Here is a 15,264-nt window from a genome sequence, read left to right on the forward strand (position 1 = left end):
TGCCCCGTGGCCGCCGCGCGGCCGGCCCCGGACCACGAACGGTCGAGCGGAAGCGGTATCTGTCCGATTCGGCGCGAACGAGGGGTGAACGCGTGCCCGAATGGTCAGGATGGAGGCATGGGATTCCACGTCGATTCCGAGGCCGGGCGGCTGCGGCGCGTCATTCTGCACCGGCCCGATCTCGAGCTCAAAAGGCTCACCCCGAGCAACAAGGACGCGCTCCTCTTCGACGACGTGCTGTGGGTGCGCCGGGCGCGCGCGGAGCACGACGGGTTCGCCGACGTGCTGCGCGACCGCGGGGTGACCGTCCATCTCTTCGGCGACCTGCTCACCGAGGCCCTCGACATCCCGGCGGCCCGGTACCTGGTCCTGGACCGGGTCTTCGACGAGAAGGAGTACGGTCCGCTCGCCACCGACCACCTCCGGGCCACTTTCGACGCCCTGCCCTCCGCGGAGCTCGCCGAGGCCCTCGTCGGCGGCATGACCAAGCGGGAGTTCCTCGACGCCCACCCGGAGCCGACCTCCGTGCGGTTCCATGTGATGGAACTCGACGACTTCCTCCTGTGGCCCCTCCCCAGTCACCTGTTCACGCGCGACACCTCCGCCTGGATCTACGACGGGGTCTCCATCAACGCCATGCGCTGGCCCGCGCGTCAGCGCGAGACCGTCCACTTCGAGGCGATCTACCGGCACCACCCGCTCTTCCGCGACGAGGACTTCCACCTCTGGTCCGAGGGCCAGTCCGACTACCCGTCCACCATCGAGGGCGGCGACGTGCTCGTCATCGGAAACGGCGCGGTGCTCATCGGCATGAGCGAACGGACCACGCCCCAGGCCGTCGAGATGCTCGCGACCAAGCTCTTCGCCGCCGGGTCGGCCCGGACCATCGTCGCGCTCGACCTGCCGAAGAGCCGTGCGTTCATGCACCTCGACACGGTGATGACCATGGTCGACGGCGATACGTTCACCCAGTACGCGGGGCTCGGCATGCTCCGCTCCTACACGATCGAACCCGGCGCCGGGGACAAGGAGCTGAAGGTCACCGATCATCCGCCGGAGCACATGCACCGGGCGATCGCCGCCGCGCTGGGGCTCAGCGAGATCCGGGTGCTGACCGCCACGCAGGACGTGCACGCGGCCGAGCGGGAGCAGTGGGACGACGGGTGCAACGTCCTGGCGGTGGAGCCGGGGGTCGTCATCGCCTATGAGCGGAACTCCACCACCAACACGCATCTTCGCAAGCGGGGCATCGAAGTGATCGAGATTCCGGGGAGTGAGCTGGGGAGGGGACGGGGTGGGCCCCGGTGCATGAGCTGTCCGGTGGAGAGGGACCGCGTGGGGGCGTGAAAGGGTCAGGCGCCGTATAGAAATGTGGGGCGTCGTATAGACTTCCATTCGTTCCCGTGTTCGTCCCGTCCCCTCGTACTTCTGGAGCGCCCCCATGGCGACAGTTCCGACCGCCCTCGCCGGACGCCACTTCCTCAAGGAGCTGGACTTCACCGCCGAGGAGTTCCGTGGTCTGATCCAGCTGGCCGCCGAGCTGAAGGCGGCCAAGAAGGCCGGGACCGAGACGCGGTACCTGACGGGGAAGAACATCGCGCTCGTCTTCGAGAAGACCTCGACGCGTACGCGCTGCGCGTTCGAGGTGGCCGCCGCCGACCAGGGCGCCCACACCACCTACCTGGACCCCGCAGGCTCCCAGATCGGGCACAAGGAGTCCGTCAAGGACACCGCCCGCGTGCTCGGCCGGATGTTCGACGCCATCGAGTACCGCGGGCACGGTCAGGACATCGTCGAGGAACTGGCCGCGCATGCCGGGATCCCCGTCTACAACGGCCTCACCGACGAGTGGCACCCCACGCAGATGCTCGCCGACGTGCTCACCATGACCGAGCACTGTGACAAGCCGCTGACGGAGATCGCCCTCGCCTACCTGGGCGACGCCCGCAACAACATGGGCAACTCCTACCTGGTCACCGGCGCCCTGCTCGGGATGGACGTCCGCATCGTCGGGCCCCGGGTGCTGTGGCCGGAGCAGACCGTCGTCGATGCGGCCCAGCGGCTCGCCGAGGACTCCGGCGCCCGGATCACGCTCACCGAGGACGTGAAGGAGGGAGTCAGCGGCGCCGACTTCGTCGCCACGGACGTGTGGGTGTCGATGGGTGAGCCCAAGGAGGTCTGGGGCGAGCGCATCGCCCTCCTCGGCCCGTACGCGGTGACCATGGACGTGCTGCGCGCCACCGGCAACGACCAGGTGAGGTTCCTGCACTGTCTGCCGGCCTTCCACGACCTCGGCACCGCCGTGGGCCGCGAGATCCACGAGCGGCACGGGCTGACCGAGCTGGAGGTCACCGACGAGGTCTTCGAGTCCGGGCACTCCGTCGTCTTCGACGAGGCGGAGAACCGGATGCACACCATCAAGGCGGTCCTGGTCGCGACCCTCGCCTGACCAGGGCCGTGGCCTGACCAGGGCCGTGGCCTGACCGGGGCCTTGGCCCGAGGGGCTGCGACGACGGCCGTAGCGGCTGCGACGACGACCACAGCGCAAGCCCCACATCCTCCCGTACGATCCCCGGCGGAACCGGAACCACCCCTTCCGTGTCCGTCGAGCGGCCCACTCGGCCGCACCCCACCACTGAAAAGAGCACCACCCGTATGCCCGGCAGTCCTGCCAACCCGTTCCGCATCAAGTCCCCGCGGCTGCTCGTCGCCGAGGCCGGCGCCGATCTCTCCGGGCACGGCCTCAAGCGCCACATGGGCCTGTTCCAGCTCGTGTGCTTCGGCGTCGGCGCGATCGTCGGCACCGGCATCTTCGTCGGACTGTCCGACTCGGTCGCCCAGGCCGGGCCCGGCGTCGTCGTCTCCTTTGTGCTCGCCGCCCTGACCTGCGTTTTCACCGCGTTCGCCTTCGCCGAGCTGGGCGGCGCGATCCCGGTCTCCGGGTCGTCGTACTCCTTCGCCTACGCCGGGCTCGGCGAAGGGACGGCCTTCCTCGTCGGCTGGTGCCTGCTCCTGGAGTACGGCGTGTCCGTGTCGGCCGTCGCGGTCGGCTGGAGCCAGTACGTCAACGAGCTGCTGCACAGCCTCACCGGATGGCAGCTGCCCGCCGCGCTCTCCGCCGGGCCGGGCGACGGCGGGATCGTCAACCTGCCGGCCGTGATCGTCATCGCCCTGGCCTCAGTCCTCCTCGTGCGCGGGGTGCGCGAGAGCGCCCGGGCCACCGCCGCCATGGCCGTCCTCAAGCTGGCGATCCTGGTCGCCTTCTGCGCCATCGGGTTCACCGCCTTCAAGCACGGCAACCTGACGCCGTTCGCGCCGGCCGGCCTCGGCGGCATCGGCGCGGGCACCACGGCCGCCTTCTTCTCGTACATCGGCTTCGACGCGATCACCACCGCCGGTGAGGAGGCCCGCAACCCGCGGCGCGACGTCCCCGTCGCGATCCTGGTCTGCATCGGACTGGTCACCGTGCTGTACTGCGCGGTCGCGCTCGCCGCGATCGGCGCCATCGGCGGGCCCGCGGTCGGCGGTCGGCCCGCCGCGCTGTCGTACGTCGTCAACCAGGTCACCGGCTCCACGGTCGGCGGCGGTGTCATCGCCTTCGGCGCGGTCGTCGCCATCGCCTCGGTCGTGCTCGCCGTGATGTACGGCCAGACCCGCATCCTCATGTCCATGGCGCGCGACGGACTCATCCCGCGGGTGTTCGAACGGGTCTCGCCGAGGACCTCGACGCCGGTCGGCGGCACCCTGATCGTGGCGATCGTCTTCGCGATCCCGGCGGCCTTCGCCTCGCTGGACTCGGTGGTCAACCTGTGCACCATCGGCACGCTCGCCACGATGGCGGTGGTCAATGTGGCCGTGATCGCGCTGCGCCGCCGTGAACCGGGCCTCGCCCGCAGCTTCCGCGTGCCGCTCTACCCGGTGATGCCGCTGCTCGGCGTCGGCTTCTGCCTGTACCTGATGTACGAGACGGGCTGGGCGACCTGGGCGCAGTTCGCGGTGTTCCTCGTGGTCGGGTCCCTCGTGTACGCGCTCTACGGGCGCCGGCACTCCCGGCTCACGGCCGGGGCCGTCACAGCGGACGCCGCTGAGCGGGAACCGCAGGCAGTCTGAACCACACCGCCTTGCCGGACTCGGTGGGGCGGTGCCCGCAGGACGAGCTGAGCGCGCGGATCAGCAGCAGCCCCCGGCCGTGCTCCTGCCAGGGGTCGGGGGCCACCGGGAGCGGGTGGGTGAGGTGGCCGGGCGGCGCCGGGTCCGGGTCGTGCACCTCCACCGTGCAGCCGGTCGGCAGCAGCTCCACGACCAGCTCGATCGGCCCGTCCCCCGCGGTGTGCTCCACGGCGTTCGCGACCAGCTCCGCGGTCAGCAGCTCCGCGGTGTCGCTGTCGGCCGCGTGCTCCAGCTCCGCCAGTGCCGTACGGACCAGCGCCCGGGCGACGGGCACGGCGGCGGTGGTGTGCGGCAGGGCGATGCGCCAGCAGGCGAGTGCGGGGGATTCGTACAAGGCGGGTCCGTTCATGGCGCAGGCGGTCCTGCTTTCAACAAAGGGCATCGTACGGCGCGCCCCTCGGGGGGCGGTCGGCGGGTTTCGCCGGGGGCGTCGTCGGCCCCGGTACCGGGCTGCTTACCCGTACCGACGGCCCGTCGCGCACCCCCGGGCCTGCCGTTACCGGCCTGTCGAGAAGGTGTGACAGCCCGGGCGGTCTCTCCGCCGTAGCACCAGTCGTATCGCGCACTCATGACGACAGTCACAGATTGGTGATAACTTCGTGGGGCCGAGCAGCAGCGAGGACCGCCGCCCCCGTCCGAGGAGGCCGCCCGTCATGAGTCCCTTCACCGGCTCCGCCGCCCGCACCTCCGACTGGCGCCATGTGCGGTGCGTCCACGACAACGGGGTCGCCACGGTCACCCTGGCCCGCCCCGGAAAGATCAACGCGCTCACCTTCGGCGCCTACGCCGACCTGCGGGACCTGCTCGCCGAACTGTCCCGGGAGAAGTCCGTGCGCGCCCTGGTCCTGGGCGGAGAGGGGCGCGGCTTCTGCTCGGGCGGAGACGTGGACGAGATCATCGGCGCCACGCTGTCCATGGACACCGCCCGGTTGCTGGACTTCAACCGGATGACCGGGCAGGTCGTACGGGCCCTGCGGGAGTGCCCGTTCCCGGTGATCGCTGCGGTGCACGGGGTGGCCGCGGGTGCGGGCGCCGTCCTGGCCCTGGCCGCGGACTTCCGCGTGGCGGACCCCACCGCGCGCTTCCAGTTCCTCTTCACCAGGGTCGGGCTCTCCGGCGGTGACATGGGAGCCGCGTATCTGCTGCCCCGGGTGGTCGGGCTCGGCCACGCGACCCGGCTGCTCATGCTGGGCGAGCCGGTGCGGGCGACCGAGGCCGAGCGGATCGGCCTGATCAGCGAGCTGACGGAGGATGGCGGCGCCGACGAGGCGGCAAAGTCGCTGGCCCGCCGCCTGGCCGACGGCCCGGCGCTGGCGTACGCCCAGACCAAGGCCCTCCTCACCGCCGAACTCGACATGCCGCTCGCGGCATCGGTGGAACTGGACGCGGCGACCCAGGCCCTGCTGATGAACAGCGAGGACTACGCGGAGTTCCACGCGGCCTTCTCCGAGAAACGGGCGCCGAAGTGGCAGGGGAGGTGACCATGACCGGCACCGGAGGGCGGCCGCTGCGCGTCGCCGTCATCGGCGGCGGCCCCGGCGGGCTCTACGCCGCCGCCCTGCTCAAGCGGCTCGACCCGGCCCGCGAGGTCACCGTCTGGGAGCGGAACGCCCCCGACGACACGTTCGGGTTCGGTGTCGTCCTGTCCGACGAGACCCTCGGCGGCATCGAGCACGCCGACCCCGTCGTGTACGCCGCGCTGAAGGACGAGTTCGTGCGGTGGGACGACATCGACATCGTGCACCGGGGCGTGCGACACACCTCCGGCGGCCACGGCTTCTCCGCGCTCGGCAGGCGGCGGCTCCTTCAGATCCTGCACGAGCGCTGCCGCTCACTCGGCGTCGACCTGCGCTTTTGCGCCGGGGCCCCGCACCCGGCCCGGCTCTCGGAGGCGTACGACCTCGTCATCGCCGCCGACGGAGTGCACAGCGGCACCCGCGAGGAGTACGCCGAGGTGTTCCGGCCCTCGATCGAGCAGCACCGCTGCCGGTACATCTGGCTCGCCGCCGACTTCGCCTTCGACGCCTTCCGCTTCGAGATCGCCGAGACGGAGCACGGCGTGATGCAACTGCACGGCTATCCCTATAGCGCGGACGCATCGACCGTCATCGTGGAGATGCGCGAGGAGGTGTGGCACGCGGCCGGGTTCGCCGAACTCGACACCGCCGAGACCATCGAGCGCTGCGCCAAGATCTTCGCCGACGCCCTGCGCGGACGGCCGCTGCGCTCCAACAACTCCACCTGGACCACCTTCCGCACGGTCGTCACCGAGCACTGGTCCCACGGCAACCTGGTCCTGCTCGGCGACGCCGCGCACACCGCGCACTTCTCCATCGGCTCCGGTACGAAACTCGCGGTGGAGGACGCGCTCGCCCTGGTCGCCTGCCTGGAGGAGCACACCTCGCTGCCCGAGGCCCTGGCCGCCTACGAGGAGGAGCGGCGCCCGGTGGTCGCCTCCACCCAGCGCGCGGCCCGCGCCAGCCTGGAGTGGTTCGAGAAGCTGAGGCTGTACCTCGGCCAGCCGCCCCGCCAGTTCGCCTTCAACCTGCTCACCCGCAGCCGCCGCGTCACCCACGACAACCTGCGGCTGCGCGACCCCCGCTTCACCGAGGCGGTGGAGCGAGACTTCGGCTGCCCGCCCGGCACACCCCCGATGTTCACCCCCTTCCGACTGCGCGGCCTGACCCTGCGCAACCGGGTAGTGGTCTCGCCGATGGACATGTACTCGGCCGTGGACGGCGTCCCCGGCGACTTCCACCTCGTCCACCTGGGCGCACGGGCGCTCGGCGGCGCCGGGCTGGTGATGACCGAGATGGTGTGCGTGAGCCCCGAGGGCCGCATCACCCCGGGCTGCGCCGGCCTCTACACCGGACGTCAGGCCGAGGCGTGGCGGCGCGTCACCGACTTCGTGCACAGTCAGGCGCCGGGCACCGCGATCGGGGTGCAGCTCGGGCACTCCGGCCGCAAGGGCTCCACCAAGCTGATGTGGGAGGGCATGGACGAGCCGCTTCAGGAGGGCGACTGGCCGCTCGTGGCCGCCTCGCCGATCCCGTACAAACCGGGCGGCCAGACGCCTCGCGAGCTATCCCGCGCCCAACTGACCGACATCCGCGAGCAGTTCACCTCCGCCGCCGCCCGCGCCGCCCGCGTCGGCTTCGACCTCCTGGAACTCCACTGCGCCCACGGCTACCTGCTCTCCGGCTTCCTCTCACCGCTCACCAACCACCGCACCGACGCCTACGGCGGCTCGCTCGCCGGGCGGCTCCGCTTCCCGCTCGAGGTCTTCGACGCCGTGCGCGCGGTGTGGCCCGAGGAGCGGCCGATGACCGTGCGGATCTCCGCGACCGACTGGGCAGAGGGCGGCACCACGGCCGAGGAGGCCGTCGAGATCGCCCGCGCGTTCGCCGCGCACGGCGCCGACGCCATCGACGTGTCCACCGGGCAGGTGGTGGCGGAGGAGAAGCCGGCGTTCGGGCGCTCGTACCAGACGCCGTACGCCGACCGGATCCGCCACGAGACGGGCATTGCGGTGATCGCGGTGGGCGCCATCTCCTCCTGGGACGACGTCAACTCGCTGATCCTGGCCGGGCGCACCGACCTGTGCGCCCTCGCCCGGCCGCACCTGTACGACCCGCACTGGACCCTGCACGCGGCGGCCGAACAGGGCTACAGCGGGCAGGGTGCGGTGTGGCCCGCGCCCTACCGGGCGGGCAGCAGGCGCCCCAACACCGGCCGCACGGACGCCCCCAAACCCCGCCTGACATTGGGGGGTTGAAAGAAGACCTACGGCAGATCCGGCACGCCCGCGAACGCAGCCCCCGCGTCCCGCAGCCGCTCGTGCAGCGCCCGGAAGACCGCCGCCGAGCGGGCGCCCGGCCAGTTCGCGGGCAGCAGGCCGGCCGGCAGCCCCGGGTCGGCGTAGGGCAGATGGCGCCAGGAGTCCAGGGCGAGCAGATAGTCGCGGTACGCCTCCTCGGCCGGCGTGTCCTCGCGGGACTCCCAGTCGCGCAGCACGCGCGCGTGGCGGTCGAGGAACGCCTCGTGCTGCTTGGCGATCGCGGCCAGGTCCCACCAGCGCCCCACCGCCTCCGCGGTCGGCGCGAAGCCGAGGTGGTCCCCGCGGAAGAAGTCCACGTACGCGTCCAGGTGCAGCCGCTCCAGAGTGTGCCGACTTTCCTCGTACAGGCGTGCGGGGGCGATCCACACCCCGGGGGCCGCGGTGCCGAAACCGAGCCCCGCCAGCCGGGAGCGCAGCAGGTGCCGCTTCTGCCGCTCCGACTCCGGCACGGAGAACACGGCCAGCACCCAGCCCTCGTCCTTCGGGGGCGCCGTCGCGTACACCCGGCGGTCGCCGTCCTCCAGCAGCTGCCGTGCGTCCGGCGACAGCGCGTACCCGGCCGCGCCCGTCGCCGTGCGCTCCGGCACGAGCAGTCCGCGCCGCTTCAGCCGCGACACCGACGACCGTACGGAGGGCGCGTCCACGCCGACCGCGGCGAGCAGCCGGATCAGCTCGGCCACGGGGACCGGGCCGGGGGTGAAGCGGCCGTAGGCGCCGTAGAACGTGACGATGAGGGACCTCGGGGCGTGCTGAGCGTGCTGATCGGACACGTTGATCACTTTAGATCGTCGGCGTCACTCATGATCACCTCGCACGGGCACCGGGTCGGCGTCCGCCCGCAGCCGGAACCGCTGGAGCTTGCCCGTCGCCGTGCGCGGCAGCGCGTTGAGGAAGACGAACTCACGCGGGCACTTGTACGGCGCCAGCTCCGACGTCAGGAAGGCGCGCAGCGCAACCGGGTCGCTTCGCGCGCCCTCCCTGAGGACCGCGTACGCAACCACGATCTGCCCGCGCACCTCGTCGGGCCGCCCGACGACCGCCGTCTCGACCACGTCCGGATGGCGCATCAGGGCGTCCTCGACCTCGGGCCCGGCGATGTTGTACCCGGCGGAGATGATCATGTCGTCGGCGCGGGCCACATAGCGGAAGTAGCCGTCGGGCTCGCGGACGTAGGTGTCGCCGGTGATGTTCCAGCCGCCTCGGACGTACTCCCGCTGCCGTGGATCGGCGAGATAGCGGCAGCCGACCGGTCCGCGCACCGCGAGCAGCCCGGGCTCGCCGTCCGGTACGGGTACGCCGTTCGCGTCCTGCACCCGCGCGTGCCACCCCGGGACCGGAACCCCCGTGGTTCCCGGCCGGATCCGGTCGTCCGCGGCCGAGATGAAGATGTGCAGCAGCTCGGTGGCGCCGATGCCGTTGACGATGCGCACACCGGTGCGCTCGTGCCAGGCCCGCCAGGTGGCCTCGGGAAGGTTCTCGCCGGCCGACACACAGCGCCGCAGCGAGGTCGTGTCGTACGCGTCCAGCTCCTCGAGCATCGCCCGGTAGGCGGTCGGCGCGGTGAACAGCACCGAGACCCGGTGCTCGGCGATCGCGGGCAACAGCGCTCCGGGGCCCGCCTGTTCGAGCAGCAGGGAACTGGCGCCGGCCCGCAGCGGGAAGACGACGAGTCCGCCGAGCCCGAAGGTGAAGCCGAGCGGCGGACTGCCCGCGAAGACGTCGTCGGGACGCGGACGCAGGACGTGCCTCGAGAAGGTGTCCGCGATGGCGAGCACGTCGCGGTGGAAGTGCATGCATCCCTTCGGGCGGCCCGTGGTGCCGGAGGTGAAGGCGATCAGCGCCACGTCGTCGGCCGCCGTGTCCACCGGCGCGTACGGCTCCTCGGGCACCGGCAGACGCAGCAGGTCGTCGGGGGCGTCTCCGCCGTACGGGGTGATGCGCAGCCCGGGGACATCGGCCTTCACCAGGTCGTCCAGCACGCGGACGTCGCACAGGGCGTGGCCGACCCGGGCGATGTCGCACATCGTGCGCAGCTCGTGCGGGCGCTGCTGGGCGAGCACGGTGACCGCGATCGCGCCCGCCCTCAGGACCGCGAGCCAGCAGGCGGCGAGCCAGGGTGTGGTGGGGCCGCGCAGCAGGACACGGTTGCCGGGGACGACGCCGAGGCGGGAGGTGAGCGCGTGCGCGACGCGGTCGACACGGGCGCGGAGCTGTCCGTACGTCCACACGTCGCCGTCCGCCGTGCGGAAGGCAGGGCGGTCGGGGGCGGTGCGGTCGAGCAGCTCGACCGCGGCGTTCAGCCGTTCGGGGTAGCGCAGCTCGGGCAGGTCGAAGCGGAGTTCGGGCCACTGCTCGCGGGGCGGGAGATGGTCACGGGCGAAGGTGTCGCGGTGGGCGGTGGGGACCGGTGGCGGAGCCCCGGCCGACGCGCGGCCGGCGGTGTCCGTGGCGCTCGCTGTGTCCGTGGCGCTGATGGCGTCCCTCGGGTCCATGGCGTCTGGCCCCCTTGTCGTGGTGGGCTCGCGCATCGAGCGTATCGTGTTGGTGACGACAGTCAACGGTCCGCGATACGTTCGGGTGAGCAGCCCACCCGGCCCCGAGGGGCCGTCAGGGAGAGGGGACCGGCCATGACCGCATTCTCGCTCGACCCCGCCCAGCTGGCCTGGCGTGCGGAACTGCGCACCCTGGCCGAGCAACGGCTGCGTCCGCTCGCCGAGAAGGGTGAACCCGGCCGCGTCAACCGCGCCCTCGTCACCGAGCTCGGCCAACTCGGTCTGCTCGACCGGCTGTTCATTTCCGGGGCGCTGGAACTGTGCCTGATGCGGGAGTCCCTGGCGTACGCCTGCACCGAGGCGGAGACGGCCCTCGCCCTGCAAGGGCTGGGCGCCCACCCCGTGCACGCCTACGGGACACCGGCCCAGCGCGCCCGCTGGCTGCCCGGCGTCCGGGCCGGCACCACGGTCGCCGCCTTCGCGCTGACCGAGCCGGACGCGGGGTCGGACGCGGCGGCGCTGTCCCTCGCGACCGAGGCCGACGGCCCCTCCGGGTGGCGGCTCACCGGCCAGAAGTGCTGGATCTCCAACGCCCCGGAGGCCGACTTCTACACCGTCTTCGCCCGCACCACCCTCGGCGCGGGCGCCCGCGGGGTGACCGCGTTCCTCGTCCCCGCCGACCGCCCCGGCCTGACCGGCGCCCCCCTCGACATGCTCTCCCCGCACCCCATCGGCACGCTCGCCTTCGACGCGGTGCCCGTGACCGACGACGACCTGCTCGGGGAGGCGGACCGCGGCTTCCGGGTCGCCATGGGCACCCTCAACCTCTTCCGCCCCAGCGTCGGCGCGTTCGCGGTCGGCATGGCACAGGCCGCCCTCGACGCGACGCTCGCCCACACCGCCGCACGGGACGCCTTCGGAGGTCGGCTCAAGGACCTCCAGGCGGTCTCCCACCAGGTCGCCGAGATGGCCCTGCGTACCGAGGCGGCCCGTCTCCTGGTCTACTCGGCGGCGACGGCGTACGACGAAGGAGCCCCGGACGTCCCGATGCGGGCCGCCATGGCGAAGTTGCTCGCCACCGAGACCGCGCAGTACGTCGTCGACGCCGCCGTGCAGCTGCACGGCGCCCGCGCACTGCGTCGCGGCCACCTCCTCGAACACCTCTACCGCGAGGTGCGCGCCCCGCGCATCTACGAGGGCGCGAGCGAGGTACAACGCGGCATCGTCGCCAAGGAGTTGTACGCCACCGTGGAGGCCCCGTGACCAGCGAGCGCGTCAACCCGCCCGCCCTCTCCCCGGCCAAGGGCTTCTCGCACGCGGTCGTCGCCACCGGCACCCGCGTGGTCTTCCTGGCGGGCCAGACCGCCCTCGACGGCGACGGCAAGGTGACCGGCGACACGCTTCCCGAGCAGTTCGAACACGCCCTCGCCAACCTGCTCACCGCCCTGCGCGCCGCCGGCGGCACCCCCGGCGACCTCGCCCGCGTCACCGTGTACGCCACCGACGTGGCCGACTACCGCGCGCACGCCCCCGAACTGGGGCGCGTCTGGCGCCGGCTGGCGGGCCGCGACTACCCCGCGATGGCCGTCGTGGGGATCACACGCCTGTGGGACGAGCAGGCGCTCGTGGAACTGGACGGGTTCGCCGTGCTGCCGTAGCCCTGCCCACGGGCATAACCTGTGCGTGCCTCGGGGGAGTCGAGGGGAGTCGTCACATGCCCGAGATCACGCTGACCGCAGGCCCCGTCGCCTACGAGGACACGGGCGGCGACGGCCCGGTCGTGGTCCTGCTGCACGGCCTGGTGCACGACCACACCGTCTGGCGCAAGGTGATGGCCGATCTGCGCGCCGACCACCGGGTGATCGCGCCGACCCTGCCGTACGGAGCCCACCGCAGTCCGATGCACCGGCCGCCCACACCGGACCTCGTGAACGACCTGATCGCCGAGTTCCTGGACCGCCTCGACCTGCGGGACGTCACCCTGGTGGAGAGCGACTGCGGACGCGCCCAGACGGTGGCCGCGCGGCACCCCGAGCGTCTGGCCCGCCTGGTCCTCATCTCCTGCGAGGCCTTCGACAACTACCCGCCGGGCGCGCCCGGAAAGATGATCGGCCTGGCCTGCGCCGTCCCCGGCGGTGTCCTGCTCATGGTCCGTGTCCTGGGCTGGAAAGTCCTGCGCCGGCTGCCGGTCGGCATCGGTGCGCTCACCAAGTACCCCGTGCCGGACGAGATCGTGGACGACTGGCTGCGCCCGCTGCGCACCGACAAGGCCATCCGGCGCGACTTCCGCCACTACAACACCCACGTCCGCAGGACCGAACTGCTCGAAGCCGTGGAGGGTTTGAGGACGTTCGACAAGCCGGCCCTCGTCGTCTGGGCGAGGGAGGACCTGATGATGCCGCGCGAACACGGACGACGCCTCGCCGACCTGCTCCCGAAGGGCCGGCTGGTGGAGGTCGAGGACTCCCGCACCCTGATCGCCGAGGACCAGCCGGAGCGACTGGCGGCGGTGCTGCGGGAGTTCATCAAGACGACGTGAGGGCGCGTGTCGACGCCCTCACGCCTTGGTGTTGCCTACCAGGCCTCAGTCGGAGCAGGGCGTGCCGAACACCGGCGGGTGGCCGCCCGCCGTAGCGATGGTGACCGGCCCGAAGCGGTGACCGCACACGCACGGTGTGATGGTCGCCCTGAACGAACCGCTGTTGTCGGAGTTGAAGTTGTCGTTCACCGCGAGGTAGAGCTCCCCGCTGCCCACCAGCGTCGTCGGGCCCGCCCCGATGTAGTGCCACGGTCCGTTTCCGATCCGGGCGATCAGCGACCAGGCCGGCACACCCGGCAGCGGGAAGTCCGCGCCCGCGAGGTGCCTGCTGTCGCCCCACGGACTGTAGGTCGTGGTGACGTTGCGCTGGATCGCGACCGTTCCGGTCGCCGTGATCCTCACGGCACTGCTTACGCACACGCCTGTGTCGATCACGCCCGTGGCACCGGGGATCGAGGTGGGGCCGGCCGTTGCCGGGACCTGGACGGTGGTGCTCGGGGCGGACTGCGCGACAGGGCACGCGGGCACGTCGGCGCGGTGCTCGGCCGCCACGGCGGTGCCGGGGGGCACCGCCAGCGCGAGCGCCGCCGTGGCGGGGACACACAGCCATCGGCTGCGGGCCGCGGCCCGTGCGGCGGCCTTGAGAACGGTTCTTGCGTTCATCCGCCAAGACTCCTGGAGGGTGAGGGGGTGCCGTCAGCGACCCAGTAGCGCATGGGGCAGGTCCAGGTAGGCCACAGGACTCGACGCACCGTGCGGGAACCAGCCGAACGGCTCAAGGCCGGAACTCGCCACCGAAGGGGTGACGATCACGGGCGGCACCGGAGCCTCCCGGTACCTGTGGAACCCCCCAGTCCAGGAGGTGCTCCCATGTTCCTGCGCCAGCTCGCCGGGCCGGTCGTCGGTACCGCTCTGCTCCTGTCCGCCGCCCCCGCCGCGTGTGCCCTCTCCGCGGCGCCCGACGAGGTGAGCGTCGACCCGACCGGGTACCTGGCGCCCGACGGCACGCTCACCCTCTCCGGCACCTACCGCTGTGCCGGCGGCACCGGGGGCCCGGTCTTCGTGTCCTCCTCGATCTCCCAGGGCGCCTCCCGCGTGCAGCACGGTGTCGGCGGCACCCCGGCCGTGTGCGACGGCGCCGAGCACCGCTGGACCAACTCCGAGACCCGCCAGGGCGCGTACACCCCGGGCCGCGCCCACGTCGAGGCCACGCTGATGGAACTGAACGGCTCCGGGCTCCCGCTGCCCCGCTTCCACGCGGTCCGCCGCCAGGATGTCACCGTGACGGCGAAGGACTGATCTGCGCCGGGGCGTCGGCCGGTTCAGGGTCGAACGCGGAGAGCCCGACCGGGCGGCCGGGGACGGCGACCGGAAGTCCCGGAGGAGGAGTCCCAGGAGACCCCCAAACTGCGCGGGCGCGGCCGGACCGCTGGGCCCGGCTGCTCACCGCCGGTCGACGTGCCGGCGGAAATCCCCTGGCGCCGTGGCGGGGAAGGGCGGAGACTCGGCCTCATGGCTGACATGCGGTCGTTCCGGGAGGCGGTCACCGCTTGGGCGGCCGGCGGCCCCGGCGACCCCGCGCGCGAGCTCGCCGTGCGGCTGCCCGTCCGGGCGGCCGTCCTGCTCGAGGGGCTGAGCGATGCGGCGGCGGTCGACGCGCTGGCCGTCGGCCGCGGCCGGGACCTGGCGGCCGAAGGCGTCTGCGTCCTTCCGATGGGCGGTGCGATGAGCGTCGGGCGCTTCGCCGGCCTCCTCGGGCCACCCGGCCTGGGCCTCCGCCTCACGGGACTGTGCGACCAGGCGGAGCGCCGCTACTACGTCCGCGCTTGGGAGCGGGCCGGTGCAGCACAGCAAGGGTTCTTCGTCTGCGCGGCGGATCTGGAGGACGAGCTCATCCGTGCGCTGGGCGTGACACGGGTGGAGGAACTCGTCCGGGCGCAGGGCGACCTGCGCGCCTGGGAGACCTTCCTTCGCCAGCCCGCACAGCGGGGCCGCACCTCGCAGCAGCAGTTGCGGCGCTTCCTCGGCACGAAGAAGGGGCGCAAGATCCACTACGGCCGTGTCCTCGGCGAGGCCCTCGACACCGACCGCATACCCGCCCCACTCGACGGCCTGCTCACCAGCCTCTGACCGCTGGGCGACGCCTGCGGGCGAGCTGGTTGGCGGCGAGCGGATCGATGCGGTTGTTGCAGACGAATGCCGCTCCTGCGGTGATCGCGTCCAAG

Annotated in this window: 14 protein-coding genes; 10 read left to right on the forward strand and 4 right to left on the reverse strand. The window is 72.3% G+C overall.

The window, feature by feature from the left end; all coding sequences use genetic code 11:
• Positions 1-117: 117 nt before the first annotated feature.
• From ACZ7L1_RS00740 to ACZ7L1_RS00750, 3 genes are all read left to right on the forward strand, one after another.
• On the forward strand, positions 118-1,347 hold the full coding sequence (locus tag ACZ7L1_RS00740) for an arginine deiminase (RefSeq protein ID WP_471433022.1): 1,230 nt from the start codon (positions 118-120) through the stop codon (positions 1,345-1,347).
• A gap of 94 nt (positions 1,348-1,441) precedes the next feature.
• Positions 1,442-2,449 carry an ornithine carbamoyltransferase gene (gene argF / locus ACZ7L1_RS00745; protein WP_471433023.1) on the forward strand — a complete coding sequence of 336 codons (1,008 nt, stop codon included), beginning with the start codon at positions 1,442-1,444 and terminating at the stop codon, positions 2,447-2,449.
• 206 nt (positions 2,450-2,655) lie between these two features.
• A complete protein-coding gene (locus tag ACZ7L1_RS00750; protein WP_471433024.1) occupies positions 2,656-4,110 on the forward strand; it encodes an amino acid permease in 1,455 nt (484 codons plus the stop codon).
• Here the strand turns inward: ACZ7L1_RS00750 and ACZ7L1_RS00755 are convergent.
• Complete coding sequence (locus ACZ7L1_RS00755) at positions 4,070-4,519, reverse strand: ATP-binding protein (RefSeq protein WP_471433025.1); 450 nt, start codon at positions 4,517-4,519, stop codon at positions 4,070-4,072. The two genes, ACZ7L1_RS00750 and ACZ7L1_RS00755, sit on opposite strands and share 41 nt — an antisense overlap.
• Positions 4,520-4,823: 304 nt before the next feature.
• Here ACZ7L1_RS00755 and ACZ7L1_RS00760 point away from each other — a divergent pair, with 304 nt between their 5' ends.
• Together ACZ7L1_RS00760 and ACZ7L1_RS00765 are read left to right on the forward strand one after the other, a co-directional pair.
• Positions 4,824-5,651, forward strand: a complete 828-nt coding sequence (locus ACZ7L1_RS00760; RefSeq protein ID WP_471433026.1) for an enoyl-CoA hydratase family protein — start codon at positions 4,824-4,826, stop codon at positions 5,649-5,651.
• A 2-nt stretch (positions 5,652-5,653) separates the two neighbouring features.
• Positions 5,654-7,945: a bifunctional salicylyl-CoA 5-hydroxylase/oxidoreductase gene (locus tag ACZ7L1_RS00765; protein WP_471433027.1), complete on the forward strand. Its 2,292-nt coding sequence runs from the start codon at positions 5,654-5,656 to the stop codon at positions 7,943-7,945.
• 8 nt (positions 7,946-7,953) lie between these two features.
• Here ACZ7L1_RS00765 and ACZ7L1_RS00770 read toward each other — a convergent pair whose 3' ends face one another.
• Together ACZ7L1_RS00770 and ACZ7L1_RS00775 are read right to left on the reverse strand one after the other, a co-directional pair.
• On the reverse strand, positions 7,954-8,787 hold the full coding sequence (locus ACZ7L1_RS00770; RefSeq protein WP_471433028.1) for a PaaX family transcriptional regulator: 834 nt from the start codon (positions 8,785-8,787) through the stop codon (positions 7,954-7,956).
• A gap of 15 nt (positions 8,788-8,802) precedes the next feature.
• Positions 8,803-10,500 (reverse strand): AMP-binding protein, encoded by a 1,698-nt coding sequence (locus tag ACZ7L1_RS00775; RefSeq protein ID WP_471433029.1) that lies wholly within the window; start codon positions 10,498-10,500, stop codon positions 8,803-8,805.
• A gap of 135 nt (positions 10,501-10,635) precedes the next feature.
• On the opposite strand from ACZ7L1_RS00775, the gene ACZ7L1_RS00780 reads away from it, so the two are divergent.
• From ACZ7L1_RS00780 to ACZ7L1_RS00790, 3 genes are read left to right on the forward strand one after another with little or no spacing between them, the layout of a single operon-like run.
• Positions 10,636-11,763, forward strand: coding sequence for an acyl-CoA dehydrogenase family protein (locus tag ACZ7L1_RS00780; protein ID WP_471433030.1), 1,128 nt, complete (start codon positions 10,636-10,638; stop codon positions 11,761-11,763).
• Positions 11,760-12,158: a RidA family protein gene (locus tag ACZ7L1_RS00785; RefSeq protein ID WP_471433031.1), complete on the forward strand. Its 399-nt coding sequence runs from the start codon at positions 11,760-11,762 to the stop codon at positions 12,156-12,158. Before ACZ7L1_RS00780 ends, ACZ7L1_RS00785 begins: the two co-directional genes overlap by 4 nt.
• Before the next feature lie 56 nt (positions 12,159-12,214).
• Complete coding sequence (locus ACZ7L1_RS00790) at positions 12,215-13,039, forward strand: alpha/beta fold hydrolase (protein WP_471433032.1); 825 nt, start codon at positions 12,215-12,217, stop codon at positions 13,037-13,039.
• Between the two features lie 45 nt (positions 13,040-13,084).
• Here the strand turns inward: ACZ7L1_RS00790 and ACZ7L1_RS00795 are convergent, their stop codons facing one another.
• Positions 13,085-13,702 (reverse strand): hypothetical protein, encoded by a 618-nt coding sequence (locus tag ACZ7L1_RS00795; RefSeq protein WP_471433033.1) that lies wholly within the window; start codon positions 13,700-13,702, stop codon positions 13,085-13,087.
• A gap of 207 nt (positions 13,703-13,909) precedes the next feature.
• On the opposite strand from ACZ7L1_RS00795, the gene ACZ7L1_RS00800 reads away from it, so the two are divergent.
• Positions 13,910-14,338: a DUF6299 family protein gene (locus ACZ7L1_RS00800; protein ID WP_471433034.1), complete on the forward strand. Its 429-nt coding sequence runs from the start codon at positions 13,910-13,912 to the stop codon at positions 14,336-14,338.
• A gap of 213 nt (positions 14,339-14,551) precedes the next feature.
• The gene (locus ACZ7L1_RS00805; RefSeq protein WP_471433035.1) at positions 14,552-15,169 is read left to right on the forward strand and encodes a TOPRIM nucleotidyl transferase/hydrolase domain-containing protein; all 618 of its coding nucleotides are present in this window, start codon (positions 14,552-14,554) and stop codon (positions 15,167-15,169) included.
• Positions 15,170-15,264: the final 95 nt, after the last annotated feature.

It is taken from the genome of Streptomyces sp. NPDC107546, assembly GCF_055639175.1.